The 25,618-nt window shown below is 39.5% G+C and carries 17 protein-coding genes; 8 read left to right on the top strand and 9 right to left on the bottom strand.

Annotated features, from left to right (window positions below):
- Positions 1 to 103: 103 nt before the first annotated feature.
- From MSBRW_RS09635 to dps, 7 genes are all read left to right on the top strand, one after another.
- Complete coding sequence (locus MSBRW_RS09635) at positions 104 to 385, top strand: ferredoxin-thioredoxin reductase catalytic domain-containing protein (protein WP_011307856.1); 282 nt, start codon at positions 104 to 106, stop codon at positions 383 to 385.
- Positions 386 to 1,021: 636 nt separating this feature from the next.
- Positions 1,022 to 1,486: a (Fe-S)-binding protein gene (locus MSBRW_RS09630; RefSeq protein WP_011307857.1), complete on the top strand. Its 465-nt coding sequence runs from the start codon at positions 1,022 to 1,024 to the stop codon at positions 1,484 to 1,486.
- A gap of 10 nt (positions 1,487 to 1,496) precedes the next feature.
- Positions 1,497 to 2,744 carry a formylmethanofuran dehydrogenase subunit B gene (locus MSBRW_RS09625; protein ID WP_011307858.1) on the top strand — a complete coding sequence of 416 codons (1,248 nt, stop codon included), beginning with the start codon at positions 1,497 to 1,499 and terminating at the stop codon, positions 2,742 to 2,744.
- Positions 2,744 to 3,142, top strand: coding sequence for a molybdopterin dinucleotide binding domain-containing protein (locus MSBRW_RS09620; protein WP_011307859.1), 399 nt, complete (start codon positions 2,744 to 2,746; stop codon positions 3,140 to 3,142). Before MSBRW_RS09625 ends, MSBRW_RS09620 begins: the two co-directional genes overlap by 1 nt.
- Positions 3,143 to 3,401: 259 nt before the next feature.
- Complete coding sequence (locus tag MSBRW_RS09615) at positions 3,402 to 3,689, top strand: hypothetical protein (RefSeq protein WP_011307860.1); 288 nt, start codon at positions 3,402 to 3,404, stop codon at positions 3,687 to 3,689.
- Positions 3,690 to 3,958: 269 nt separating this feature from the next.
- Complete coding sequence (locus MSBRW_RS09610; protein WP_011307861.1) at positions 3,959 to 4,780, top strand: ZIP family metal transporter; 822 nt, start codon at positions 3,959 to 3,961, stop codon at positions 4,778 to 4,780.
- Between the two features lie 274 nt (positions 4,781 to 5,054).
- Positions 5,055 to 5,606, top strand: coding sequence for a DNA protection during starvation protein (gene dps / locus MSBRW_RS09605; RefSeq protein WP_011307862.1), 552 nt, complete (start codon positions 5,055 to 5,057; stop codon positions 5,604 to 5,606).
- Between the two features lie 228 nt (positions 5,607 to 5,834).
- Here the strand turns inward: dps and MSBRW_RS09600 are convergent, their stop codons facing one another.
- From MSBRW_RS09600 to MSBRW_RS09580, 5 genes are all read right to left on the bottom strand, one after another.
- On the bottom strand, positions 5,835 to 6,422 hold the full coding sequence (locus MSBRW_RS09600) for a protoglobin domain-containing protein (protein ID WP_011307863.1): 588 nt from the start codon (positions 6,420 to 6,422) through the stop codon (positions 5,835 to 5,837).
- A 217-nt stretch (positions 6,423 to 6,639) separates the two neighbouring features.
- Positions 6,640 to 7,296: a class I SAM-dependent methyltransferase gene (locus MSBRW_RS09595; protein ID WP_011307864.1), complete on the bottom strand. Its 657-nt coding sequence runs from the start codon at positions 7,294 to 7,296 to the stop codon at positions 6,640 to 6,642.
- A gap of 80 nt (positions 7,297 to 7,376) precedes the next feature.
- Positions 7,377 to 8,753 carry a NosD domain-containing protein gene (locus tag MSBRW_RS09590; RefSeq protein ID WP_230670065.1) on the bottom strand — a complete coding sequence of 459 codons (1,377 nt, stop codon included), beginning with the start codon at positions 8,751 to 8,753 and terminating at the stop codon, positions 7,377 to 7,379.
- 683 nt (positions 8,754 to 9,436) lie between these two features.
- Positions 9,437 to 11,362: a right-handed parallel beta-helix repeat-containing protein gene (locus MSBRW_RS09585; RefSeq protein WP_011307866.1), complete on the bottom strand. Its 1,926-nt coding sequence runs from the start codon at positions 11,360 to 11,362 to the stop codon at positions 9,437 to 9,439.
- Positions 11,363 to 12,005: 643 nt separating this feature from the next.
- Complete coding sequence (locus MSBRW_RS09580) at positions 12,006 to 14,702, bottom strand: NosD domain-containing protein (protein WP_155398441.1); 2,697 nt, start codon at positions 14,700 to 14,702, stop codon at positions 12,006 to 12,008.
- Positions 14,703 to 15,313: 611 nt separating this feature from the next.
- On the opposite strand from MSBRW_RS09580, the gene MSBRW_RS09575 reads away from it, so the two are divergent.
- Positions 15,314 to 15,520: a hypothetical protein gene (locus MSBRW_RS09575; RefSeq protein ID WP_048102940.1), complete on the top strand. Its 207-nt coding sequence runs from the start codon at positions 15,314 to 15,316 to the stop codon at positions 15,518 to 15,520.
- Between the two features lie 34 nt (positions 15,521 to 15,554).
- Here the strand turns inward: MSBRW_RS09575 and MSBRW_RS09570 are convergent, their stop codons facing one another.
- From MSBRW_RS09570 to MSBRW_RS09550, 4 genes are all read right to left on the bottom strand, one after another.
- Positions 15,555 to 17,141 (bottom strand): histone deacetylase family protein, encoded by a 1,587-nt coding sequence (locus tag MSBRW_RS09570; RefSeq protein ID WP_011307868.1) that lies wholly within the window; start codon positions 17,139 to 17,141, stop codon positions 15,555 to 15,557.
- Positions 17,138 to 18,850: a hydantoinase/oxoprolinase family protein gene (locus MSBRW_RS09565; RefSeq protein WP_011307869.1), complete on the bottom strand. Its 1,713-nt coding sequence runs from the start codon at positions 18,848 to 18,850 to the stop codon at positions 17,138 to 17,140. The genes MSBRW_RS09570 and MSBRW_RS09565 overlap by 4 nt, the downstream gene beginning before the upstream one ends.
- Positions 18,851 to 20,070: 1,220 nt before the next feature.
- A complete protein-coding gene (locus MSBRW_RS09560) occupies positions 20,071 to 22,185 on the bottom strand; it encodes an FmdE family protein (protein ID WP_011307870.1) in 2,115 nt (704 codons plus the stop codon).
- A gap of 603 nt (positions 22,186 to 22,788) precedes the next feature.
- Complete coding sequence (locus MSBRW_RS09550) at positions 22,789 to 25,461, bottom strand: PAS domain S-box protein (RefSeq protein ID WP_230670063.1); 2,673 nt, start codon at positions 25,459 to 25,461, stop codon at positions 22,789 to 22,791.
- Positions 25,462 to 25,618: the final 157 nt, after the last annotated feature.

Raw genomic sequence — 25,618 nt, 5'->3', positions numbered from 1 at the left:
TCACATAGCTTCACATATTATCCACACATGATTCACACATGACTACATATTCTTCTCATCAAGGTTCAGGATTTCTTCAATTTAAAGCAAAGGAGCTCTTTGTATGACTGATCATAATGAACTAAAACAGAAAATGTATGAATGGACTCAGAAATATGCAGAAAAAGCAGGGTACAGGCTTAACCCGGATAAAGAAGCTCTTGACTATGTGCTTGATGGACTTACAGTTAAGCTTGAGAAATTCGGAAGGCGTTACTGTCCCTGCAGAATAGTTACCGGAGATGAAAAAGAAGATAGAAAGATTGTATGTCCCTGCATCTATCATAAAGAAGAAGTCGAAAGGGACGGAAACTGCCACTGCGAACTTTTCTTCAAAGCGAATTAATTGAGTTCGGCGGATTCGGTTTGCCTGCAAAGAGGCTTTATTGGTCTATTCCGAAGGTCAGGAAAGTTAAATTGTAAGATCTCCTGACCTGAAGGACCCGGAAACAAAAGACTGCGTACCTGAGGACATCAAAGTCTTAAGGTTTGCTCCAAGCCTTTTAAAAAAAGGCTTGAGCGAAAACCTTTTGAGAAAAGGTTTTATCGAAAATCCTTAGCAACGATGTGATAACATCCCTTCTTAAAAAAGGTTTGACTACAACCCTCTTGAAAAAAATTTGATCGCAATCTTTCCGGAAGAAAGTTTGACCAATGGCCTACACAACGTGATAAAATGTCGTGACGGCGTGATAAATCGATGAAGCAGTTTACATACTCTTTTTACAAAAAGCTTGGATGAAAACAGTTTATAAATATTTATAATAAATCCTTACTGCAATTTAAAAGTAACGCTGAAAACAAAAAAGCGAGGGTTTAAGGAAGATTACTTAGATATATTTAATTAAAGGTTATATAATATACGTTTTCAGTGACATGCTTAATGTGACACATTTAATCTTGCTTTTTAATTATACTTCTTAACCTTCATACTCTTCAATGAAAAACTGACATAAAAAATTTGACTCAAGGGTGACCTGTAATGACAAATGCAATGGAACTCTATCAGATGCTTCCAAAGACTAACTGCAAAAAGTGCGGAAAAACCTCTTGTATGGCGTTTGCAGTATCTCTCATGGCCCACGAGCTCACACCCGAGGATTGCCCGCCTCTTAAAGATGAACCAAAGTATAAAGAAAACTATGAAAAGATAAGTGAACTTTTCAAACCTGCCGAAAGCGCAACTGAAACCGGGCTTATAGTGCATGAAGACTTATGTTTTGGTTGTGGAAACTGTGTGGTTGCCTGTCCTCCTAATGTAGCTAATGATCCACACGGAATAGGCTCGGGAAAGGCCCCCACGAATCCTAATAAGCTGGTCCTGGCCGTAGAAGACGGCATTGTAAAAGCCCAGAACTTAGGGGAATGCCGCCGTTTCGGAAAGAACAAAATTCTATGTAATGGCTGTATAGTAACCTGCCCTGTAGAGGCAATCGAGTTTGTGTGAGGAAGCGGATATGGAGAAAAACTATCATGTATGCACAGGCTGCGGCCTCCTCTGTGACGATATTGAGGTTGAGTCCGAAAATAACAGTGTGAATAAAGTTTATACAGCCTGCAGAGTAGGAGTCGCCCATATGAAAGAAGCAAGAAAGGGCGAAGCAGATTTTCTGGTTGATAATAAGCCTGTAGATGAAGCTACTGCTATCAGTGAGGCTGCATCAATCCTTAAAAATGCCAGAAATTCTTTGATCTTCGGGCTTGGGACTTCTACCAGTGAAACCCAAAAAATAGCAATTGAGCTTGCAAAGAAAATCAACGCCACTCTTGATGATACCTCCTCGTTCTGCCTGGGTCCTCTAGCTGAGGCTCTCATTCAGGATAAGCTCAAGAGCTGTACTCTTGACGATGTAAGGAATAAAGCTGATGTTATCATATACTGGGGAACAGATCCATCGGACTCTCATCCTCGCCTTCTTTCGAAGCATTCCTACTTCCCCAGAGGAACCGAAAAGCAGAGAGGCTGGGAAGAAGAAAGGACAGCCATAGCAATCGATGTTCGAAAGTCCCATACCGCAAAGATCTGCGGGAATTATTTTTACCAGATTCCTCCAAAAGGAGATGCAGAATTTATCGATGCCATGATTGCAGGGCTTTCGGGAAAGCTTCCCAAAACCTCCTATAATTACCCGCCTAAAAAAATACTTGAGCTGGCAAACATCCTTAAAGGAGCAAAGTTCGGCGTAATCTTTGTAGGACGCGGGCTCATCTACTCGCTTGAAAACCTTGAACCTCTTTTCAAGCTTATGAAAATCCTGAATGAGAAAGCAAATTTCCACCTCATACCAATGGTAAGCAGCTCTAATACAATGGGCTTTAACGAAAACCTCTTTGCAGAAACTGGATATGTGAATAGTGTAAAGTTCGAAAACGGGACTGCAAAGCATGGGCCCGAGTACTCAGTTGTTGAGTCTCTTAAAGCAAAAACTGTGGATGCAGCTCTTATAATAGGTTCGGATCCGCTTTTATTCCTTCCCGGATCTATTGCAAAGAACATGCTGGAGATTCCTGTTATCTCGATGGATCATTGTGAAACCCTGACTTCAAAGCACTCAAAGGTCTACATCAATACCGCAATAAACGGGGTAGAGGCAGGGGGAAGTTCCATACGCATGGATAGAGTTAAAGTGAGCTTTGAGCCTGTTATTGAGACAAATCACCCGTCTGAGGACGTAATTCTCAAGAAAATAATGGAGGCACTCTGATGGATTTCGGATCTTTTCTTGCAGCTCCAGAAATAAAAGTCAAAGTCATAACTTACAGGGACATCTTTCAGGATAAGGCTATGCTCGAAAACCGCTTTGGGGAAGAATACAAAGACCTATCTGCGATAATAAAGCTGGACCATGCAGATCTCAAGCAGTTGGACCTGAAAAAAGGCGATACAGTAATTTTAAAAAATTCCTTTGGAAGAGTTGTGGTAAAAGCTGAGGAATCCGGATACGAAACTCCTCACAAAGGCATCGCATATATGCCCAAAAGCCCCTGGTCAAATACGCTGGTTTCGGATGAAACCGGAGGTACAGGGGTACCTAAATTCAAGGATATATCCGCAACCGTTACCAGCGCAAAAGGGGAAAAAGTGACTGAACTCATGCTTTAAATGCTTTCCCTGGCAAGGGGCTAACTAATTTCCTCAGGAAATCTTTAAAAACTTTGTTAAATTTTCCTTAAAAGCCCCTTAAAATCTCCTTAAAATCTCCTTAAAATCTCCTTAAAATCTCCTTAAAATCTCCATAAAAGTCCTTAAATTTCCATAAAAGTTATTAAATCCCTATAAAAGTGCTTAAAATTTTTAAAAAAGGTAAAATTATTTTATTTTTCATTTTCATAACTTATTTGGCCGCAGATTGGATGAAAGCATGGTTGATATACTTTTAAAATTTACAAAAGTCTTGAAAAACAGCACTACTTTTTACCGCTTTGAAGGTTTTGAAAATGTGGACTCAAGGTGGGAGCTGCCCTGTGAGTACCTTTCAGGACCTCACTTTGCAGCCTGGAATGGTGTTCTTCTGTATTCTGGTGGAAATAGCATACACACTCTCTGTCCAGGAAACTTAATTTCTTTGAGTGAGTATCAGGAACTGATGGAAATTGTTGAGATTGGGAAAGAAAGGTTAAGAGAAATAAAGAACAAAATGAGCATCTGAGTATTTTCTCAATAAAAATGTATCTTCTAACAATAGAATCTCAGATTCTGAATTCTATTTTCTATTCTTATATAATATCCACGTAACATATTCATGTGCAGATCTTAATTTACTTTCAGAATGGTAGTTCGATTTGATTTTAGTTCCTGGGTTTCATGCTTTTCAGGATTATAATGCAGGTTTTATAATGCAGGTTTTGAAGTGTCTCTATTCAAAAAAGTAGTTGTGAGTGTTTTGGGAAATCAAATATCCTGAATAAACATAAGGGGGTGGTTTGGGATATTATCCATTTCTTCCAGCAGTTATCTCCGCTGGAACAGGCGCTACTTGCAGGAATTTTTACATGGGGAATGACTGCATTAGGAGCAGCATCTGTATTTCTTACCCGAGAGGTCAGTAGGCGCATACTTGATTTGATGCTAGGTTTTACGGCTGGTGTGATGGTAGCTGCTAGCTATTGGTCTCTGCTCGCTCCAGCTATTGAAATGTCTGAAGGAGAAAGTATTCCAGCATGGTTTCCTGCAGTTATAGGTTTTCTTCTGGGGGGACTTTTTCTCAGAGGAATAGACAAAATACTTCCCCATCTTCAATTTGGATCTGGGACGGAAGCTGCCGAAGGTTTAAAAACTTCATGGAGACGAAACACTCTTTTGGTTCTTGCTGTAACACTACACAATATTCCGGAAGGACTTGCTGTCGGGGTTGCCTTTGGAGCTGCAGCTTCGGGATACACGTATAATCTTCCCGCAGCAGTTTCCCTTGCTGTAGGAATAGGAATTCAGAATTTACCAGAAGGACTTGTGGTTTCCGTTCCCCTTCGGCGTGAGGGCATGTCTTGCTTTAAAAGCTTCAATTACGGCCAATCTTCCGCAATAGTTGAACCTATTTCAAGTGTGATCGGGGCCGCAGCGGTTATTCTCATACAACCTATCCTGCCGTATGCTCTAGCCTTTGCTGCAGGCGCCATGATCTTTGTTGTAGTCGAAGAAATTATTCCTGAGTCCCAGCGTGGAGGAAATGCTCCTCTTGCAACAATAGGCACAATGATAGGCTTTTCGGTAATGATGGTTCTTGATGTGGCTTTTGGCTAATAATTTTTTTCAAACAATTTTCGGGTGATTAGCTTCTCATGGAGGTTTCTGATTTTTCTCAGGCCTGTGACATATTTTTTGATCTTCATCTTCTGAAGACTCGAAGAGAAAATACAGAATAAGGTGCTTACTTTTTTTATTTTTAAGATTATAGATGTAGGATTGTTTCAAAATGGATATATAAGGCCAATCATAATATATAAGTAATTTAATAAAAACATAATAATAAAATAATACTAGATCAAAATCAATAACTACAACAGGAGTGATTACTGTGGCAAAAGTGGCAAGAGAAGTTGTAGAGAAGGCTGGAGTTGACATTGAAAAGCTACTAGAACTTTTGATCAAAAATGCTTCTGCCGAACTCACAACTTACTACTACTATACCATACTGAGGTTTAATTTAATTGGCCTGGAAGGGGAAGGAATAAAAGAGATTGCCGAAACAGCCCGGGTCGAAGACCGTAACCACTTTGAAGCTCTTGTACCCAGGATCTACGAACTGGGTGGAAAACTTCCCAGAAACATGAATGACTTCCACAATATTTCCGCTTGCTCACCGGCATATCTCCCGGAAGATCCGACAGACATACGAGCAATGCTGCAAGTGCTTGTTAACGCAGAAAGGTGCGCAGTACGCGGATATACCGAAATCTGCAACTTAACTGCCGGTAAAGACCACCGTACCTATGACCTGTCTCAGGCGATCCTTAACGAAGAAATCGAGCATGAGTCATGGTTCTCCGAATTCCTTGGAGAAGGACCTTCCGGACATTTCCTGCGCAGGGGTGACACTTCTCCTTTTGTCTCAAAGTTTCTGAGATAATTTGTCTCAAGGTTTTTGAGATAATACAGGTTTTCAGATAGCGGTAAGTATATGGTTACAGATAAAGAAAGGAATAGATAGAAAGGAACAGATAGAAAGGAACAGATAGAAAGGAATAGATAAAGAAAAGAAAAAATAGCCTTAATTTAATAAGGGATTCCTTTTATTTTTTGAAAACAGTTTCGAAGCAGGGTTGCAATAAATAAAATTTCTGAGCTTTGCAGTCTCTCAGAAATCCCCTTGTTTTACATAGGGGTAACTCCATAAAGCCACCTGCAGTACTGTTGCTTTAAACCAGGCCTGATGCATTTTTTCCACTTCCTCGGAAGTGTGTCCTTTCCTTGCAAGAAAAGGTTTAATTGTTGCTGTTATCGGGTAAATAAAAGCGACAAGATAGCGATAGTTTATGTTTGGAACAGATTCTACATTGTCAGTCCGGTTCTTCTTGGTCCGGTGATGCCGCAGACCTATCTCATATTGATAATCCAGCCAGGCCTGGTCGTAGTTGCGGTTGCAGGTATCAAGAATCCACTTGGAAAAGCGTTTTCTGACCGCAGCAAGATATTCTTCGTTGGGAGTCCCGTCTGGACTGGTGAAATAATAGAGTAGATGTGGATGTGACCCCACAAACCCATACCAAGTGTCAAGGATCTCCTCGACCTGATCTTCCAGCACTTCTCCTGCTTTCTTGAGGTACTTTTCATCCTCTTCTGTAAACATCACAGAATCTTTTAATAGTTTCAGATCCTCCAGGTTAAGAGGAGACATACTTTCTGTCTTTCCATATGTGTAACCCGGAATTTTTTCTATGGACATTGATTTTAACCCCCCAAATGTCAATTAGTCCAATTATCAATTAGTCCAATTATCAATTAGTCCAATTATCAATTAATCCAATTATCGATTAGTCCAATTATCGATTAGTCCAATTATTAATTAGTTTTCGATTCCCAAGTATTTTCCTTTAAAAATGGAATTGAGGATATACTATTTATTTCATTGATTTATTATATTAATTTTGGATATAAATATTTCAATTCCTGAATCCATGAAATGTCTTTGCTGAAATTACAGCAAATCTTCCTTTTCCATGTCCTTTTTCCGGAAGTTCAACATATTTTATTTTTTCAGGCTCTTTGATAAGAGTCTGGCAGATCTCGAGATTTTCAAACCCGATTTCTGCAAGGTATGTTAAGACTTCTGTTGCAGAAAGAAAATGTGCCTCCGTGGAAAATTTGCTTCCTTTTTTCTCCGATTCAATGCAGCGTCCTTGAGGGCTATCCTTATCAAGGATTCCAGCCAGTATTTGTCCGCCTGGCTTCAATACCCTCAGAGCTTCTCTGAGTGCCTGATTCGGATTTTCAAAAAAAGAAAGTGCGGTAACAATTAAAACGAGATCAAATTGTTCTCTTTTAATGGGCAGAAACTCCGCAACCCCAAGCACGACTTCCAGCCTGCGTTGCTTTGCAAGCATTGCCATAGCTCTTGCCGGTTCAAGCCCAATTCCAATCCCGAGAGCCGAAGCGAACCTGCCTGTACCAGCTCCAATTTCAAGAGCTTTCAATTTCTCCGGATTTTCGGGGAGAAAAGCTCTCAGGGCAAGAAGCTCGGATTCGTATGCAGGTTTATATTTCTCGTACCAGGCGTCATATTCTTTTGCATACCTGTCAAAGCTCTCCCATAACCCCATTAAATCCCCACTCCCGTCACGGATTCATGTTCTTCTTTGATTCTTTAATTTTCCTTAATCTTTTTCCTCTTTAGAATTTCTTATCTTTTTCTATACAGGAAGACTGCAAGTAAACCAAAAATTCCATAAATCAATTCAAAGCCAGGTAAACTCGCAATTTTATTCTGCCAGACAGATTCTTGAGTCTCGCGTCCTTCAAGAACGACTATTATGTAATTTTTTGAAGCAGTCCCGTTTTCGTTACTTGCAGTAAGGTTAACGGTATAGGTTCCAGGCTCTGTATAGGTATAAACCGGGTTTTCGTCCGTCGAATCAATGTTTCCATCGCTTTCAAAGTCCCAGTTTCTTTCGGTTTCATTTTTTGAAAGATCGGCAAACTGGACTGAAAGAGGAGGATGACCACTAGTTGCATTGGTACTGAAATTTGCAACAGGAAGAATCGGCTTCTTTACTTTAACAGCCACAAGAGGCCGGCGATCGACGTAATCACTGTTTTCAAGCCTGTAGACCTTATCGGCAATGCCATCCCCATCTGCATCAGGCGTGACTTCCGAGGGGCCCGTTCCATTGGGTTGTGCCCAGTAGTTTCCTGCAAGATAAGGCCCACCGACAATATTAGTGCCTGGGGTTTTTTCTATATAATATATGTTGTCGGTTCCGTTATTAGGTACGGCATTGACAGTATTATTGAAGTAGTTATTAAGGATGCGGTTCTTGTCACTTTTGGGACAGACAAAAAGCCCAAAAACCTCATTTGAAGTAATAGTATTGCTTGAAATCTTATTGTTATCCGAATTTCCCAGGTAGATGCCTCTACCGTTATCGTAAGCATTATTTTCTGAGAGGGTATTGCCTGCTCCAGTTGAAAGCACGATTCCGTAATCTTTGTTTTCCGAGAGCGTATTATTTGAGATTACATTCCCCGCAGAATTTGGAACATAGAACCCGTACCTGTTTTTTGAAGCCCGGTTTCCGGAGATTGTGTTATAATTGGACTGCTCAGTGACAACTCCCTTATCGCTTTTTCCAATCAGGTTATCAAGAATTGAGTTATAATCCGAATTCTTTAGATGTACTCCAATAGTATTATTCAGCAATCTACTATTTTCAATGGTGCAGTTTTTGCACTTATACATATAGACCCCTGCATGGTCTTTATTTGCCTCCATTATTTTAAATCCGCTAATCGTAACTTTGTTTGACTCTACATTGAACACATCTAAGGCCGGGTTTTTAGCCATTATTATTGTATTTACAGGATTTCCTGACTCTGATTTTATTATCAGGTTATGTACGGTTACATTGATGTTCTCGGTATAGGTTCCAGGCTTTACAATTATCACATCGCCTGAAACCGCACTGTTTACAGCAGCCTGTATGGACTCTCCTGAATTGACAAAGATTTCATTTGCAGTTCCAATACCAGAGCTTAATATCAGGATAAAAAAAACTAACAATAAAGTAATTAATTTACTTATTTTAATCCCTCCATCCACTCAAAAAAAGCAATAAAATTTTCAATCAAATTTGCTTTAAGTGGCTGTCTAAGTCACGGATAATTTCCGTGTAAATGCTCTTGTTATCTAAAGTGAGTTCTCTTGTTATCTAAAGTAAGTCCTTTTACAATAGCGTATAAAATTGCTTTACTTTATCCTTGTGTAAAAAAATATACGGGAACCCACATGCGTTTATGCATACAATTTGCTTTATCTTTATAGAATATTTCATCCAAATTGCCAGAGCAGGGGGAATAATGTATAAAGTAATATAAATATGCTGGGTTTAGTCAACACAAATTAAAAATAAAAATACAATGTTAGTGTACGGCTAAACTTGCTGATATTAAGTGATAAATGACAAAGGCTGGAGAACAGGATGAAGATATTAAATATCAACTTTTCCTTGAAATAAATTTTTTAAATTTTTCTATTTTTTAACTCATAAAGCGAGAAGTCTCCTTCCTCAACAAATCAAATGCTGAAACCTTTTTAATAAGAAGGTTAATCAATCCTGAAGAAGTGCTTGGGAAAACAACTCAAAAACAAAAATAGTAAAACAAGATGAAGGACCAAGCCTTCATCCTGGAGTTTTAGCCTTCTGCTTTTATCCTTTGAACTCTGCTCAGGCTCCTTCAATCAAGTTACTCAGCGTCTTCCATTGTTTCATCGATACCCGTTTCTATTTCACTGTCACCGGTTGATTTTGTGTTATTTGTTTCCGTTTTATTGATAACTGTTTCACTTGCACCTGTTCCTGTACTGCTGATATTGAAAGCTGTTGGAGGCATTACAGACTGTTCTGGCTCAAAGCCACCTACAAGAGGCAGGAAATCCGAATAGTTATTGCCCTGGAGTTTATATGCAGTATCAGCAATTCCGTCCCCATCTGCATCGGTTGCTGTCTGCGAAAACCCAGTACCGTCAGGTTTTGCCCAGAAATTGCCACCTATATAAGATCCGCCAACGATATTGGTACCGGCAGTTTTTGTAATGTTTAAGCTATTTCCTTCGCTACCGTCCTTAACATTTGAGTTAAAGACGTTGTTCAGGTAATTATCAAAAACGATATTGCCGTTGCTTGTAGAGCTCATAAAAATACCTGAGATACTGTTCAAAGTGATAATATTTCTTGAGACAACATTGTTCTGGCAGGTGCTCAGGTGAATCCCACGGCCGCTGTTGGAAGCCTCGTTTCCTGAAATGTTGTTGCCTGTGCAGTATGATAACAGGATTGCGTATTCCCTGTTACCCAGAACTGTATTGTTCAGGATATTATTTTCACTTGAAGATATCAGGTAAATACCTCTGCCATTACCTGAAGCTGTATTGTTATCTAAGGTATTGGTGCTTGAGTTTTTCAGATAAACTCCGTGAACTCCGTTCGAGTTAAGGATATTGTTCATAAAGTTGTTATTCGTGGAATTAACAAGTACGATACCGTGGTTAACACCTGTACTTGCCGTATTGTTTAATAGTGTATTCCACTGCGAGCGCATGACATACAATCCATACCTGTTGTTTAAAGCCATGTTATTTAAAACCAGGTTGTAACCCGAATCACGCAGGCTAACTGCCCTTCCGCCTTCCCGGATGCTGTTATTAAGAATAACAGTATTATTGGATAATTCCAGGTCTATTCCCTGGCTGTTGTTTAACAATAGATTTTCATTGACGGTACAGTTAACAGAGTTCAGTAAAGAAATCCCTGAGACATTATTGTTCGAGACCTCATTCCCTGATATATTGCTGTTCATTCCTGATGAAATCCGGATACCGTCCTGGTTGTTTAAAGCCAGATTATTCAAAACCGTGCTCTCTCCTGATCTTAACAGGAAAATGCCACGAATACTGTTTACCGCTTTATTGTTTGCAATGCTGCTGTTACCTGAGTCTGAAAAATAGATACCATAAATTACGTTTGAGTCTGCGGTGTTTCCGGTAAGGTTACTACTGCCCGAATTCGCTACGTAGATACCATAACCGTTGTTTGAATTTGCGGTATTGTTTTCCAGCCTATTATTGTTGCATCCATCCAGAACAATACCATGGTTAGAGTTCATGTTTGCCGAGTTTTCAGAAAGTTCGTTACCTTCGGAAGCAGTTAGGTAAATTCCAAACCTCTCGCCTGAAACATCGTTATTTATTATTCTGTTATAGTGTGACCTCTCAACGTTAATTGCCCGCTTACCCTGCGCCACTGTATTGTTACGAACCTCATTGTACATTGAATTCTTTAGATATACTCCAAGGGCGTTATCAATGATTTTATTATTATAAACTGTACAGTTAAGGGCCCCTGATAGGATAATTCCTGCCTTTTCAATTCCGGCTCCCTTGATACTCATTCCCATAATTTTTATGTTATCGGCGTCGACAAAGAATACATCTGAAGCGTTATTACTGGCTGTAATTATAGTGTCTTCAGGATTCCCAGACTCTGACCTTATTACGAGATTGTCCTTTGTTATCACGATATTCTCGGTATAATCTCCTGGACTTATGACTATTTCATCTCCGGAAGTCGCATTATTTACTGCGGACTGTATTGATTCCCCTGGTCGGACCATGAGCTCAACTGCAGTGCCGATACTCGAGCTAAATGCAAAAATAAGAATAGCTACTGCTAAAGTGACAAACTTATTTATCTAAATCCCCCACTTTTTATTTAAGTTATTTATTAATTTTGTATTAATAGATCTGATTTTAAACATTAATGGATATAAATTTATTGGATTGAAATAATATCAAAATAAAGATATAATAATATATGGTAAAAGACGATCAATAACTATCTTAGAGACATAAATCTGGAACTTTTTTTTCTTATGTACCTGATCAACTTTTTATGCAATCTGAGAGGTTATCTGCCTCTACGTAAAAAAATAAACCTGATTCATGAAAAGGACTATTCAAACTTGATGAATCAAGGTCGGATGCAAATTTATGCAGTTCATCTCTGACACCATCCAGATACGAGATTTTGAGCGAGTGTGAGATTGACAGCATAAATAGAGTAAAAATAAATAGAAAAGATAAAAAAGTAAAAAAATAAATAGAGAACTAAAAAGAGTAAAAATGAAAAATGGAGAAATAAGAAAGAGTAAAAATGAAAAATGGAGAAATAAGAAAGAGTAAAAATGAAAAATGGAGAAATAAGAAAGAGTAAAAAGAAGTATTTTGATCCTTATTTCTCTTTATTTAGTTGTCCTTTTATTTTCTTCTATGCAGGAATACCATAAAAAGGCAAGCTACTACATATAGCGCTTCAAATCCAGGTATGCTTGTGGTTTTATCCTTTTCTGCTTCCTGTTCGGTTTTTTGTTCAGGTTCTGTCTCCGATACTGTACTGTTCTTCTCGAGTTTTGAAGTATTGGTTGAAGGCTTTGCTTCAGCTACTTTTTCTTTTTCTACTGCTTTTCCTGCTATTGCAAAGAACGAGAAACCCGGTGTTTCTGCCGTAAAGTACAGGTATTTACTATCTTCTTTTAATAATTTCACAGGAATTTGTGACCATTTATTGTCGTTGTACCTGTTTAGAGTAATTGAGTTCTGGTTGATTTTCTTATCCTGCAGCCAGGATTTTTCAACCTTGAAACACACTACAGGGTTTTCAATGTTATTTGAGCTAGCAAATCCTGAGTTTCCAACCCAGAGATTGAAGTACTTATACACCTCGCCCGAATCCAGGGCTGAAACCAGAGGCGATTTATTTTTCAATTGTTCGGCAATAGTTGTTATCTTACCTGCGGTCTTCTTTGCATCAAAACCCACATACACAACACATGTTACGTTATTTGGGAACTCAAACATTACAGGCTTTCCGTTTGTAACCTGTGCCCTTGAAAGTTCCTTGACTTGAACGTTAGTTTGAGGTTCAGGGGAACCGCCTCCACCGCCGCCTCCACCGCTGCTGTGATGGCTGCTTCCACCACTTGAGCTACTTTCTTCTGTAACAGTTATCGTAGCAGTTTTTGCTGGGGAAGTGCCATTTGCATTTGTTGCAGTTAATCTAACAGTATAGGTTCCTGCTGCAGAGTAAGTGTGTACCGGATTCTGCTCGGTTGAATTAGCTCCATCTCCAAAGTCCCAGCTCAAGGAGATTGCATTTTGCGAGAGATCATTAAAGAGAACTGTAAGGGGATAATATCCGCTTGTCTTATTTACTGTAAAGTTTGCTACGGGAAGAATCTCTTCGTCCAGAACGGTTATATCCGCAGTTTTTGATTTCGTGCCGTTTGCATTGGTTGCTGTCAGATTAACAGTATAAGTTCCTACTGCATAGAAAATATGCACCGGGTTCTTAGCAGTTGAATTATTTCCATCTCCAAAGTCCCAGCTCAAGGAGATTGCATTTTGTGAAGTGTCAGTGAACTGAACTGTCAGAGGGAAAGGACCACTGCTAATGTTAGTTGAGAAGTTTGCCTCAGGAAACACAGGTGCTTCTACAGCTACAAGCGGGAGGTAGTCTGTGACGTTGGCTGTGGAAAATATCTCTTCAGTAATGCCGTCACTGTCATTATCTGCTTTGGTTTGAGAATGCCCTTCTCCGCTAGGCGTTCCCCAGAAGTTTCCTCCGAGGTACGGCCCACCGGCAATACTTGTGCCCGCAGTTTTAGTCGTATTCCAGTCATTTGAAGCATTTCTAACCCTTGTATTATATTTGCTGTTGAAGTAGTTATTAAAAACGTGGTTACCATTACTAGCGGCACACATAGCAATACTATAATTTCGAGCACTAGTTATAGTATTGCTTGAGATCTCGTTACTATCAGAAGAGTTCAAAAAAATTCCAAAACTGTTGTTATAAACACTATTTCTTGAAAGGGTGTTGCTGTTGGAAAGTGAGAGCGTTATTCCTTCAGTGATAGTATCCAAGAGCGTATTGTTAGAAATTTTGTTTCCGTTTGAGCTCATGATGTAGATGCCTTTATTATCGCTCAAAGCTATATTGTCAAGCAGGAAATTATTTCTGGAATTCACCAGATAGATCCCATAATTAGTATTAAAATTTACAGTGTTTCCGGTAAGGTTGTTATTACTGCCAGCGTTTTCAAGCTGAATACCTTGAAAATTCAAATTCACAATATTGCCTGAAAGGAGATTTCCACTGGCTGAAGACTGTAAATATATTCCCTTGTTGTTTTGAGATGCAACGTTATTGGTCAGGTAATTGTTGCTGGAATTTGCAAGCCCGATGCCATTATTGGAATTCAGCCTGGCAGTATTGTTGATAAGGTTGTTGCCACTGCCGGCGTTATCTAAAATTATGCCGCTTTCTAAATTTGAATTTGCCAGGTTTCCCAAAAGCTTGTTTGCGCTGGATTTTAAGGTCAGGTAAATGCCTTTTTTATTTCCAGAAGCGTTATTGCTGGTAAGGTTGTTGTTGTTGGAATATCGCATGGCTATTCCATATTCGCCGTCCGAAACGATATTGCTTTGAAGATTGTTATTGTGAGAATTATTCAGGAAAATGTTATGAGTGTTCGAACCTATAGTGTCATTAAAAACCTTGTTTTCCGAGATATTATTTCCGTCAGAAAATACCAGGTTAATACCGTTGGTATTGTTGAACATTGTGTTATTTATCAAAATGTTGTTGTTTGCATTTGCCAGATAGATGCTGAAATTCTTATTTGAATGTACTACATTATCTTCTAAAGTGCTCCCTGTTGAGCCTTCCAGGCCTATACCATGGTTTCCTCCAGAAACATTAAACCCTTTAATTGTTACGCGATTTACATTCTGAATTTGGATTACGTATTTAGATGAGTCGTTCGCAACAATTTTCGTGTCCTTAGGGCTACCGGAAGAAGATTTGATTACCAGGCCACTTATGCCTATGTAGATATTTTCTTTATAAGTTCCAGGTGCGACGATAATCACATCGTTTGCAACTGCACTGTTCACTGCGTCCTGTATAGACTCTCCTGAACCAACGTGAACCTCGGCCGCTGCCCCAATAATGGAGCTTAGCGTTAATATTAAAAAGGTTAGTAACAAAAATTTTATTTTGTTTATGCTAAATCCCTCCATACAGATAAAATAATTTAAAAATATTACATTCTCAAATTAATTAGAAACTAAATTGCAAGTACAATATAAATATATCGGTTTTGATTAATATATTAATAAAAAACATATTACAATAGAAAACCATAAAATAATGTCATAGCTTACCATAATTCTCTCTTGAGTTCTACCCTTTGCCTTTTTATACTTCAATATCCACTTCTGATATATTAAGCCAAAAATAAGTTAACACTGACTACATCTTACTTTCTCCTCACCTTCACCTGACTATCAGAATAAACGATAAGACATACATTTTCAGCTACTATCCAGTCGGAAGACCCAGATTTTTACTAGTTGATACAAGCCTGCTAAGAACCTGATTATTTTGATAACTAAGAGTAAAATTAATATATTTTGTAAGTCCCTTTAAAAAACGATATCCTCTTTATAAAATATATAATAAATACTATGTATGTATTCTCAATAATCTCATTCAAAAAAATAACATGGTACTAAAAAACGGTAAAAAAATAATTATAAGCAGAAATAACAACAAAAAAGAGAAGAAAAATAAAGAGAAACCAGAACAAAAAGGAGGAAAAACAAGAAAGGAGGAAAAGGGAGGAAGAATAGAGGAAAAACGAGAAAGAAATGAAGAAAAACAAGAAAGAAAAAAGAAAAACGAAGAAGAAAAAAGCCTTTATAACTTCTAATACCTTTTTTCTGCTTAAAGAGTTTTTCCCGGCCTTAATAAACTTTTTCCTTCTTTGTTCTTGTATTATACGCTCTGTATTCATCCTGTTTTTTATCCTGCAGGTAAACGTAATCATATTCCGGATGAATTAGCCTTTTCCTGTACTCTTCCCTGGCTTCAGCCTGGCACTTCTCACAGGCGTAGATCGGAATCGAAACCCCGAAGATCCTGGGATTGCCTGCGCCCCCATGAGCATGGGAGTCAATGGTTTTGTAGCCCAGGCAGTCAGGGCACATACGGATGGTTTCTTCCTGGAACTCCTGAATCATATCCGTATCGTAAAAGATCTGTTTTTTTCGGCGGTAAAAGTCTCCGTGTTTTGCCACTTCAGCCTCTACGAGTCTGTCCCTGTTTTTCCAGTTTTCAAGCTGGGTTGCAACTATTTCTTCCAGGGTTTTTCTATCCCTTGAAGCCTGGACAAACATGCCTGGCTTGAAGTCAGGTTCCCTTACACAGGAATAATCAAGCCCTGCCATTGCAAGGATTATACCTGTATTCACATAAGGCAGTGCACTCTGGATTGCGTAACCTCCTTCAAGCACGGCCATATCAGGAGCAAGTTTTTCATTCAATTTTGCATAACCCTGTGTGGAAAAGCGCATATTTGCGAGAGGGTCAGTGTAGTGGTTATCCTGTCCCGCAGAATTCAGGACAAGCTCAGGTTTGAAATCCTCAAGAATTGGAAGCACAAGTGAATCGAGCACGTAAAGTATTCCTTCATCAGGGGTCCCTGGCGGCAGAGGAATATTGATCGTCCTTCCAAGGGCTTTTGGGCCTCCCAGTTCACTCATAAAGCCCGAGCCAGGGAAAAGAGTTCTCCCGTCCTGGTGGAAGGAAATAAAAAGCACATCAGGATCATTATAGAAAATATCCTGAGTCCCATCCCCATGATGCACATCGGTATCCACAATCGCAATCTTGCGTATCCCGTATGTTTTTCTTAGATACTCGACAAGGATAGCTTCGTTATTGATATTACAAAATCCCCGGTTCCCATGTGAGACTGTCATTGCATGATGTCCAGGCGGACGGATAAGCGAAAAAGCATTTTTGACCTCTGCCTTCATCAGGGCATCCCCAAGCACCAGGCAACTGCCTGCTGCAATCAGGTGAGGGGTTGTAGCCTGGGCTTTTATGTCAGGCACACAGAAGTGAACCCTGGCAATATCCCTGTACTCTGCAAGGCGAGGTTTATATTCGGCTATTTCTGGCAAATCCATCAGACCTTCTTCAAAGATCTGATCTCTCGTATAAAGAAGGCGCTCTTCTCTTTCGGGGTGAGTTGGTGAAATAGCCCAGTCAAAGGCGGGGAAGAAAATAAGGCCTGTCTTCTCGGCCCCAGTGCGGTCTGCCGGGGATAATAGTCCTTTTTTCACTTCCATCCCGGTTTTTTTCAGTTCCATTGTATTTCCCTCCTTTTCCTCGGATATTTCAGGCATGTTTTCTTTACTTTTTATCGTCTGCATCTCTTCTTTCTCGGCTTTATCTTTATTTTCTGCCTGCTCTTTTTCCCCATCTACTGAAGCTGTTCCTGAGCCATTCTTCAGCGCATCCTTGAGTCTTCCAAGCCCCAGTTTCATGCTTTTTCCCTCCTTTTCCATTCAGGAATCAGGCCTGCAGGAATCTGCATGTTTACGTCAAAAAGCCGCCCTGTAGTATACCAACCATTGACGACATTGAAGACATCACTATTAACAATCTCGGCTTCATCTGCATACTCGGAAATTCCGAAGTCTTCCGCACGTCCTCTCAAGAGTTCTGCTGCCAGGGTTTCAGCTTCATCGAGGCTGATTTTATTCAAGTTCCTGAACTTTGTTGTGTTTAGACTGACAATCTCCCCTTCCTCGGCAACAGAGTAAACTTTCTGTTCAGTATCAATGTGCAGGTTCAGAGTAATCGTGGGCCTTGCAACGGCTGCCCCTATGGCATTTCCTACCTCGGCGTGTTCGGGAATAACAGGGCTTGCATTAAGTTTTTTCGCAATCTCTGCAATAAGCCCCTTCGCACCCCCTCCGATTCCAACTACATTTTCAGGCCTTGCCTTTTTCTCTTGCAGGACCTCCCATACCCGATAGGCAGGCTCCTGTTCCCATTCAAAAAACATCTCATTTACCGCATCAGCAATCATCTGTGCAACTCTATCTACAATCAGAGATGCAGTTTCAGTTTCTGATTTTCCAAGCTTAGAAGCTGTAGCTTTGATCGCCTCGCTTGCACGTTCGGGATTTCCTACCTCAATAAGCCCGAGGAACTTCAGGGCATCTGTGGGAGTAGTTTCTTTTCCTCCCATGCAATAAGCCGGGCCGGATCTATCAGGGCCGATTGTTATCTGTTTTGTGCCGGAGTTCAGGTCTTTAACCCTTACAACACTGTCTCCTCCTACAGCTATCGAGCGGACTGCAAAAGCTCTGACATGTGTAAGGAAATCTCCGAGTTTTGCGCCTTTGGAAGCAAAAAGAGGCTTGCCTGACAGAATTAACGCAAGGTCTGTGGTAGTCCCTCCTATATCTACTACCACTGAGGTCTGCCCTTCAGGTGTAAGGGCAAGAGCTCCAATTGTGCTGGCAGCAGGACCCGAAAAGATAGTTTCCACAGGGAACTCTATCGATTTATCAACTGGTAGAGTTCCTCCATCGGCTTTCAGGATATACACAGGAGCCCTGATGTTTCTCTCCTCAAGGGCTCTCTTGATTTTCTCAACGAACTCCTGATAGCGCTCCCTGGTGGCAGAAGCAAGCATTGCAGTTGCTATTCTTCTTGGGAAGTTCAGTTTTCCCGAAACCTTATGCCCAAGTTCCAGTTTACAGTCAGGATAGATCTCCCTGAAAATCTCCTCTATCCTAAGTTCATGGGAAGGGTTCCTCTGCCCGAACTTACTTATAATGGCTGCTCTTGAAAATCCAGACTCCTGGACCGAACCTACAGTTCTCCTGATCTCAGCCTCATCGAGGGGATCGATTTCCCTTCCCCTGTAATCCATAGCCCCTTTTAGATAAAAGCTGTCAGGAAAGGTATAGCTTGCCGGGTTAACCCCGGGTCCTGGAATTAATACCAGGGCTACACGGTCAGTTTTGCCTTCGGCAATGAGATTTGTTATCACGGTTGTACTGAACACTACTCTTTCCAGCTGCTCAGGAGGGACATCTTTGCTGACAGCATCAAGGGCCTCAAGCAGTGAATTTAGTAGATTTCCGTGTTCAGTGGAAACCTTGGCAGTACTGTACACTTCTCCATTCTGGATAAGCACTGCATCCGTGGTAGTGCCTCCGACATCAATTCCTATTAGCATTCACAATTCGCCTATCCTCGCTGTATATATTTTTAATATCTTTTTTCCTTATGTCATATAAAATATCAGTTATATCAATTCTAAAACCTGAGGTACCAGACAATTCTAAAACCTGAAGTACCAGAAATATCAAACTCCAAATAACATCAAGTTTCAGATGAGTTCTTAGCAGAAGCCTGTATTATCTGGTTCAACTCACATCGCGCTGTTTTTGAGAGAATTTTTGATCAAACTTTTTTTTAAAAAAAGTTTGATACACAGGAATATTATTTCTGAGCTTATATGACAAAAACATTCTGAATTGAAAAAAGAACGTAATATACAAAAAAGATTGCTTTTGAATAAGTTACGTAGATTTTATATCAAAATCTATACATTTTCTTTAAAAATCGCTTAAAAAGATATCTATACTATCTTTGTTACTTTCATACTGGATGTTGTTTGTTTGATTTTTTGTAGCTTAGATTTGACTATTTGTGGCTCTACAAAATGTTTTAGGTCATCATAACTGAACACAGTTTGCCTGCTGTTCTCATATCTGAACTTTTCAATAAATGTTATTAACCCATCCTATATTCGGCAGGTCGACATTTCATTTTCGATAATTTTTGTTGATGGTGATTTTAAAATGATGGTCCCTTATTGTGTGCAGTTGTGAGGTTTACATATGATCCAAACATAATCTCTCATACTGAACTTTAATGGAAAATGATTCGGTGTTTATATATCATGGGAGTTAAGCTACACGTTAACCAGTTTTATATTTAATGCAAATTTAGTAAATGTTCAAAAACGATATCAATATAAACAGTTAAATCCCTTATGTCGATCTGCCGAATATAGGCTGATAATGAAGAATTCCGTGTTATTAATAAGAATTCTGTTTGGCATGAAAGTTAGCATGAAAGTTCTTTCAAGTACTTTCATTTCTTTGTGCCTGTAATTAGAAGAATTTCATGTACGTTTAGGTAATAAAGAATTCTATAACCCTACCCTATAACTAAATGCATGTAACAGTCAAAAACCAAAAGATCAGAACATGCCAGAAAGAAAGTAGACGGATTTCAGGAAAAATGTCAGAACAACAAAAAATAAAAAAGGAAGAGAAGGAGGAAGATATGAGGATTACTAGAATCCTCAAACACATCTACTTAAATTTTTTGTGAGGGTTTAAATCATTTAGTTTATTACCTGTTCTACTAGCTTAATTTTTCAAGGGATTAATTAGTCTCTGTCGAATTAAGCAGCCCGAGAACTACATAAGGATTATTATCTGCCAGCTTCATTTCGTTCAGGGTATCGGCATCGATATCCATTACTGAAATCACTGAGATAAGTCCTTCTGTGTCCCAATTTTTCTGATCCATAAGCCAGAGATCAGCTAAATATTTCGAGACCCATCCTGGATCAGTGTCTTTTGCACCACAGTTCGCATTGACAACGTCAAAGTTAAACCCGAGGACTACTGCTTTCATAGTTCCGGCATTTTTATCCTTCACCACGAAAATACCTGCAGGAGAACCTCCAAGAGCTTCGGTTTCGTTATCCGTTAATGCCGAGACCCAGATACCTCCTGTTCCCGGAGTCACATCCCAGCGCTTTACGAAAACATCTTCTTTGCACCAGTTAGGGCAGGAGAAAACCGTGTAACTCACTCCGTCCTTAAGCGGATAGTTTTCTTCCATCCAGTTTGCAAGCGCGTAACCGCTGGAAACTCCTGGACAGAAATGATTGTGCAGTCCCAGGCACTGCATAAGCTCATAGTCGAGATTTCCGGTAGCCCAAGCATTAGCTATTGTAAGAATAGCAAACTCGTGCCCATTAAATACCGAATTGTTTACCTTTTCACTCCATGCATCTCTCGATTCATTGGTTTTCGAAAGCTTATCAAAGTTTATGTTTTCAGTTACCTTGTAGCTAATGTTACTTTCGTTTTCATAAGAGACCTCGACATAGGTACAATTTCCATCGCATTTATTGAAAAATGAAAACCATAGAGGACTATTCCGTGAATTCTCGACAGTGAGGAGATTTTTTGTGTATAGAAGATTCCTGTTATCAAACTCTGAGTAGAAATCATCCAGGAAAACATAGGACTCTGCAGGGGAGCCTATATCTGTAATAATGAGTGTGTTTTGTGGTCCAACAACTCCGAGGTCTGCTTCGGCTGCAGCAAAGACCTGACCCATTAAATTCGAGTTACGGTGACGACCTTCAGCTGCCGAGGACTGAGTACTCTCTGTGGAATTAAGCAGCCCGAGAACCACATAAGGATTATTGTCTGCCAGCTTCATTTCGCTCAGGGTATCGGCATCGATATCCATTACTGAAATTACTGAAACAAGTCCTTCTGTGTCCCAGTTTTTCTGATCCATAAGCCAGAGATCAGCTAAATATTTCGAGACCCATCCTGGATCAGTGTCTTTTGCACCACAGTTCGCATTGACAACGTCAAAGTTAAACCCGAGGACTACTGCTTTCATAGTTCCGGCATTTTTATCCTTCACCACGAAAATACCTGCAGGAGAACCTCCAAGAGCTTCGGTTTCGTTATCCGTTAATGCCGAGACCCAGATACCTCCTGTTCCCGGAGTCACATCCCAGCGCTTTACGAAAACATCTTCTTTGCACCAGTTAGGGCAGGAGAAAACCGTGTAACTCACTCCGTCCTTAAGAGGATAGTTTTCTTCCATCCAGTTTGCAAGCACGTAACCGCTGGAAACTCCTGGACAGAAATGATTGTGTAGTTCCAGGCACTGCATAAGCTCATAGTCAAGATTTCCGGTAGCCCAAGCATTAGCTATTGTAAGAATAGCAAACTCGTGCCCATTAAATACCAAATTGTTTACCTTTTCACTCCATGCATCTCTCGATTCATTGGTTTTCGAAAGCTTATCAAAGTTTATGTTTTCAGTTACCTTGTAGCTAATGTTACTTTCGTTTTCATAAGAGACCTCGACATAGGTACAGTTTCCATCGCATTTATTGAAAAATGCAAACCATAGAGGACTATTCCGTGAATTCTCGACAGTGAGGAGATTTTTTGTGTATAGAAGATTCCTGTTATCAAACTCTGAGTAGAAATCATCCAGGAAAACATAAGACTCTGCAGGAGAGCCTATATCTGTAATAATGAGTGTGTTTTGTGGTCCAACAACTCCGAGGTCTGCTTCGGCTGCAGCAAAGACCTGACCCATTAAATTCGAGTTATAGTGACAACCTTCAGCTGCCATTCCTGGAACAGCTCCAAGAGACAAAACAAGGGCTGTCAGGAAAACAAGATAAATAGATTTTGTACTTATTCTCCTTAGATTTTTTATACCTGATTTTATCATGCTTTTTTTCTCCAAATTTATTGAATTAATGTCTTCATAATCTGGCCATAAAAATAGCACTTGACAGAAAATGTTATTTAATGAGTAATACAAAATATATATATAGTATTTTTTTAGTGTTACTAATAATTTTAAAAATAATACATAAAACTTTCGGATTTTGTTAACGTTGAATATAAACTATAATGTATATATTAAGATAAATAAAAATTATAAAATTAGCAAGATATAGTATTGAACAGAAGTATTAAGATAACAAATATAAAAAATAGTATAAGAAAAAATTAGCAAAAATGTATCCTCTTCAAATTGAGTGGAAATCGAGGAATTTCCATTCATTGAACTTTTTTCTCTGATTAGTTGAGCCAGAGATGGCATCTCAAATGTACTGCTGACTCTATTAAATATGATCAGAAACTACAATGACATCAAGCGGCTTAATTTCAAGGATACAATCTTCTACTACCAAGATAAATGAAAAGAAAACTAACCAGGAAAACTCAATTAAGAAGAGGGAATAAGAAAACCAATGAATCTCAGTTTTGACAGCAAAATTAATTGAATTATAAAATGCAAGAAATTGTTTCCATTTTTTGAGGATTATCATTTATCTTCAAATCTGATAGTGTATTTTGTTTCATTCCCTCTTTCAAGCTCAATTGTTCCATTAATCTGTTCAACGAGAGCATTTACAAGTTGCAAACCCAGGGTTTTCGAATTTTTGAAATCCACTTTTTCTGGAAAATAGCCCCCGTTGTCCGAGTAGACAAGAGTAAAACTGGAAGGCAACTCTGGAAAATTAGTTTCTGTTGCTTCTCCTGTTTTTTGACATTCAACATCATTTCGGGAGAGGGAAATCCTGATCTTTCCTTCTACATCTTTTGGAAACGCATACTTAAGAGAGTTTGAGAAAAGTTCATTAATTATAATTCCCAGTGGAATGGCAGTGTCAACTCCAAAAAGTGTACTGTCCACCTCAAGGATAAGCTTGACCTTCTCATTTCCGATCCTGTAAGAGTGCAGAATGTCCGCAGTCAGTTTTCGGAGGTATGCTGCAAAATCAATACTTGCCACATCCTCTGACTTATAAAGTTCTTCATGAATAATGGACATGGAAATCACACGGTTTTCACTCTCCCTGAAGGCCTCAATAACCTCCTTGTCTTTGAACTTGTCAGCCTGAAGGCTGAGCATGGAAGAAACTATTTGAAGGTTATTTTTAATCCGATGATGGGTCTCTCTCATGCCAATTTTCTCGGCTTTCTCAAGAGTCTCCTCAGCTTTTTTCCTCTGGGTAATGTCATAAGCATACCCCTGAATAAACATGGTTTCTCCCGAAGCATTACAAACATTGTGGATTAGCTCGTGGATCCATCTTACACTTCCGTCTTTCCTCTTGAGCCTGTAATCATACTCCCTGATAGAGTTCGGTGATGAATTCATTTTTTCCATACTTTTCTCGAGCATTTTCATATCTTCAGGATTAATGAGACCAATCAGTTTTATTCGGCCGGAAGTGAGGTCATCTTCTATGTACCCTGTTATTTCCTCCACAGCTCCCTGCATTAAAAGTGGGGTAAAATCGGGACCCAGCTTAAATGAAATTCCTTTGAAATTCTGCAAAAATGACCTGTAGAGTTCTTCGCTTTCTCTCAGTTTTTCTGAAGACTGTTTGATCTCGGTAACGTCTTCCATTACCCCTAGAGCCCGGCATATAAAGTCTTCGTCATCTCGCAAATATACTCCTTTATTTTTTACAAAAATATAGCTTCCGTCCTTTCGCTTGAACCTGAATTCTTCATTGAATTTTTCTCCTGTGTTCCAGCAATTTTTCAATGTCTGCTGCACTCTTCTGTAATCTTCCGAATGAATATGCTCGAGCCAATCGTAAAAATCAAGATTCTCAATTTCTTTATTGCTGTAACCTGTGAGTTCATTAACTGCTCCCGCCCACTCAACAAGACCATTTTTCAGGTCAATATCATATATCAGTTGTCCTGTCTGTTCCGCAATAATGCGGTATCTCTCCTCACTTTTTTGCAGCTTTTCTTCTGTTTTTTTGCGTCCCGTAATGTCAAGCATTACTCCTATAAGTCCTTCTACAGTCCCGCAGAAACTTTTGTATATAGCCTTATTGAAAATGAAGTCCCTTCTGAGTCCATCAGAGCACACCACTTTGGCCTCGTAAGCATGGCTTCCTCCCTTCTGGAACAGCTGCTTGTCCATTCTTTCATAAGCATCCTCGAGTTCTGGAATATCCTCGAGTTCTGGAGAACTTGCTTTAAAAAGGTCGTATATAGAGTGTCCGGCTATTCTTTCTTTTGAACTTCCGAGAATCATTTTTGCAAAGAGCTCGTTACATCCCTGATAAATACCTTTTCTATCCTTATAAAACACGAGGGCCGGAATTGTATCCAGCAGCGTTTCCAGGAAATACACTTTGTCCTGGAGTGCAGCTTCCACTTTTTTTCTTTGAATCACAAATGAAAAAATTACTGCAGTTGCACTCAGGAAACAGGCATTTTCCTCGAAAAATTTTTCCTTTTTCGTGCTGTGAGCCATAAGAACTCCATAGGGTTTTTCAACAGTTCCCATGAGCACACTGATTCCACTAATAATATCCTGGTTTTCTTCGAGGCCCATTGTCCTGATGGAGTTATTCTTATCCAGCTTTTCTAACATAATCGTCCGGCTTGAAAGCACAGTGTAGCCTGCTCTTGAAGCTGAATCTTTTTTTATGATCCTGCCTATATTCTCTGGCTTCCAGCCGACTCCGGTCTCAAATATAAAATCTCCATCAGGCAAGAGTTTCAGGACGCTACAGTATTCTGCGCCAACAGCAGTTGCAACCAGAGGCAGGGTTTGATCAAGAAGAGCCTGAAAATCTGAGGTCTTGAGAGATAACTCGGAAATTTGGGAAAGCACTTTATACTTTTTTTGCCTAAAAAGTAGTTTCTCTTTGGCTTGTTTAAGGGATGTGACCTCGAATGCAGAGAGAATCGTACCTTCGAAGGCGAGTAAGGGGGTAAAAATGATTGAATAAATTTTATCGTCTACTTTCAGTTCGGTCTGTGCGGGTATCTTTTGGATTACTACTCGTCGGGCAGGTTTAAGGATTTCATCAGGAGCTTTTTCTCCAATTCTACTATTTAGAGCTTCAAGTAAGGATTTTCCTGTTTTATTTGCATAAAGAACCGTTCCTTTTTTTCCTATTCGCAGGACAGGGCCAGGGCTATTTAATATAAATTCGGCCATCCAGTTTTCTTCATTTTCCATACCCATACTGTCGTTATGATTTATATCAGAGCCACCAGTTCCTGATTCTCTGCTTATTCCTTAGTATAGATTTCCTATAAACCATACAGGTTGTTTATGCCAGAGTTCAAATTTCAGGTCTATTTATAAGCATCATCTTGGGATTATCATTAAATTT

Source organism: Methanosarcina barkeri str. Wiesmoor, from assembly GCF_000969985.1.
Lineage (GTDB): Archaea > Halobacteriota > Methanosarcinia > Methanosarcinales > Methanosarcinaceae > Methanosarcina > Methanosarcina barkeri_B.
This window is presented reverse-complemented; position numbering and strand designations above follow the sequence as displayed.

Bases quoted from the DNA above. Each gene is read 5' to 3' on its own strand.
- MSBRW_RS09635 (WP_011307856.1), top strand. From the start codon at position 104: ATGACTGATCATAATGAACTAAAACAGAAAATGTATGAATGGACTCAG.
- MSBRW_RS09630 (WP_011307857.1), top strand. From the start codon at position 1,022: ATGACAAATGCAATGGAACTCTATCAGATGCTTCCAAAGACTAACTGC.
- MSBRW_RS09625 (WP_011307858.1), top strand. From the start codon at position 1,497: ATGGAGAAAAACTATCATGTATGCACAGGCTGCGGCCTCCTCTGTGAC.
- MSBRW_RS09620 (WP_011307859.1), top strand. From the start codon at position 2,744: ATGGATTTCGGATCTTTTCTTGCAGCTCCAGAAATAAAAGTCAAAGTC.
- MSBRW_RS09615 (WP_011307860.1), top strand. From the start codon at position 3,402: ATGGTTGATATACTTTTAAAATTTACAAAAGTCTTGAAAAACAGCACT.
- MSBRW_RS09600 (WP_011307863.1), bottom strand. From the start codon at position 6,422: ATGTCCATAGAAAAAATTCCGGGTTACACATATGGAAAGACAGAAAGT.
- MSBRW_RS09595 (WP_011307864.1), bottom strand. From the start codon at position 7,296: ATGGGGTTATGGGAGAGCTTTGACAGGTATGCAAAAGAATATGACGCC.
- MSBRW_RS09585 (WP_011307866.1), bottom strand. From the start codon at position 11,362: ATGGTCCGACCAGGGGAATCAATACAGTCCGCAGTAAATAATGCGACT.
- MSBRW_RS09575 (WP_048102940.1), top strand. From the start codon at position 15,314: ATGGTACTAAAAAACGGTAAAAAAATAATTATAAGCAGAAATAACAAC.
- MSBRW_RS09570 (WP_011307868.1), bottom strand. From the start codon at position 17,141: ATGAAACTGGGGCTTGGAAGACTCAAGGATGCGCTGAAGAATGGCTCA.
- MSBRW_RS09565 (WP_011307869.1), bottom strand. From the start codon at position 18,850: ATGCTAATAGGAATTGATGTCGGAGGCACTACCACGGATGCAGTGCTT.
- MSBRW_RS09560 (WP_011307870.1), bottom strand. From the start codon at position 22,185: ATGATAAAATCAGGTATAAAAAATCTAAGGAGAATAAGTACAAAATCT.
- MSBRW_RS09550 (WP_230670063.1), bottom strand. From the start codon at position 25,461: ATGGAAAATGAAGAAAACTGGATGGCCGAATTTATATTAAATAGCCCT.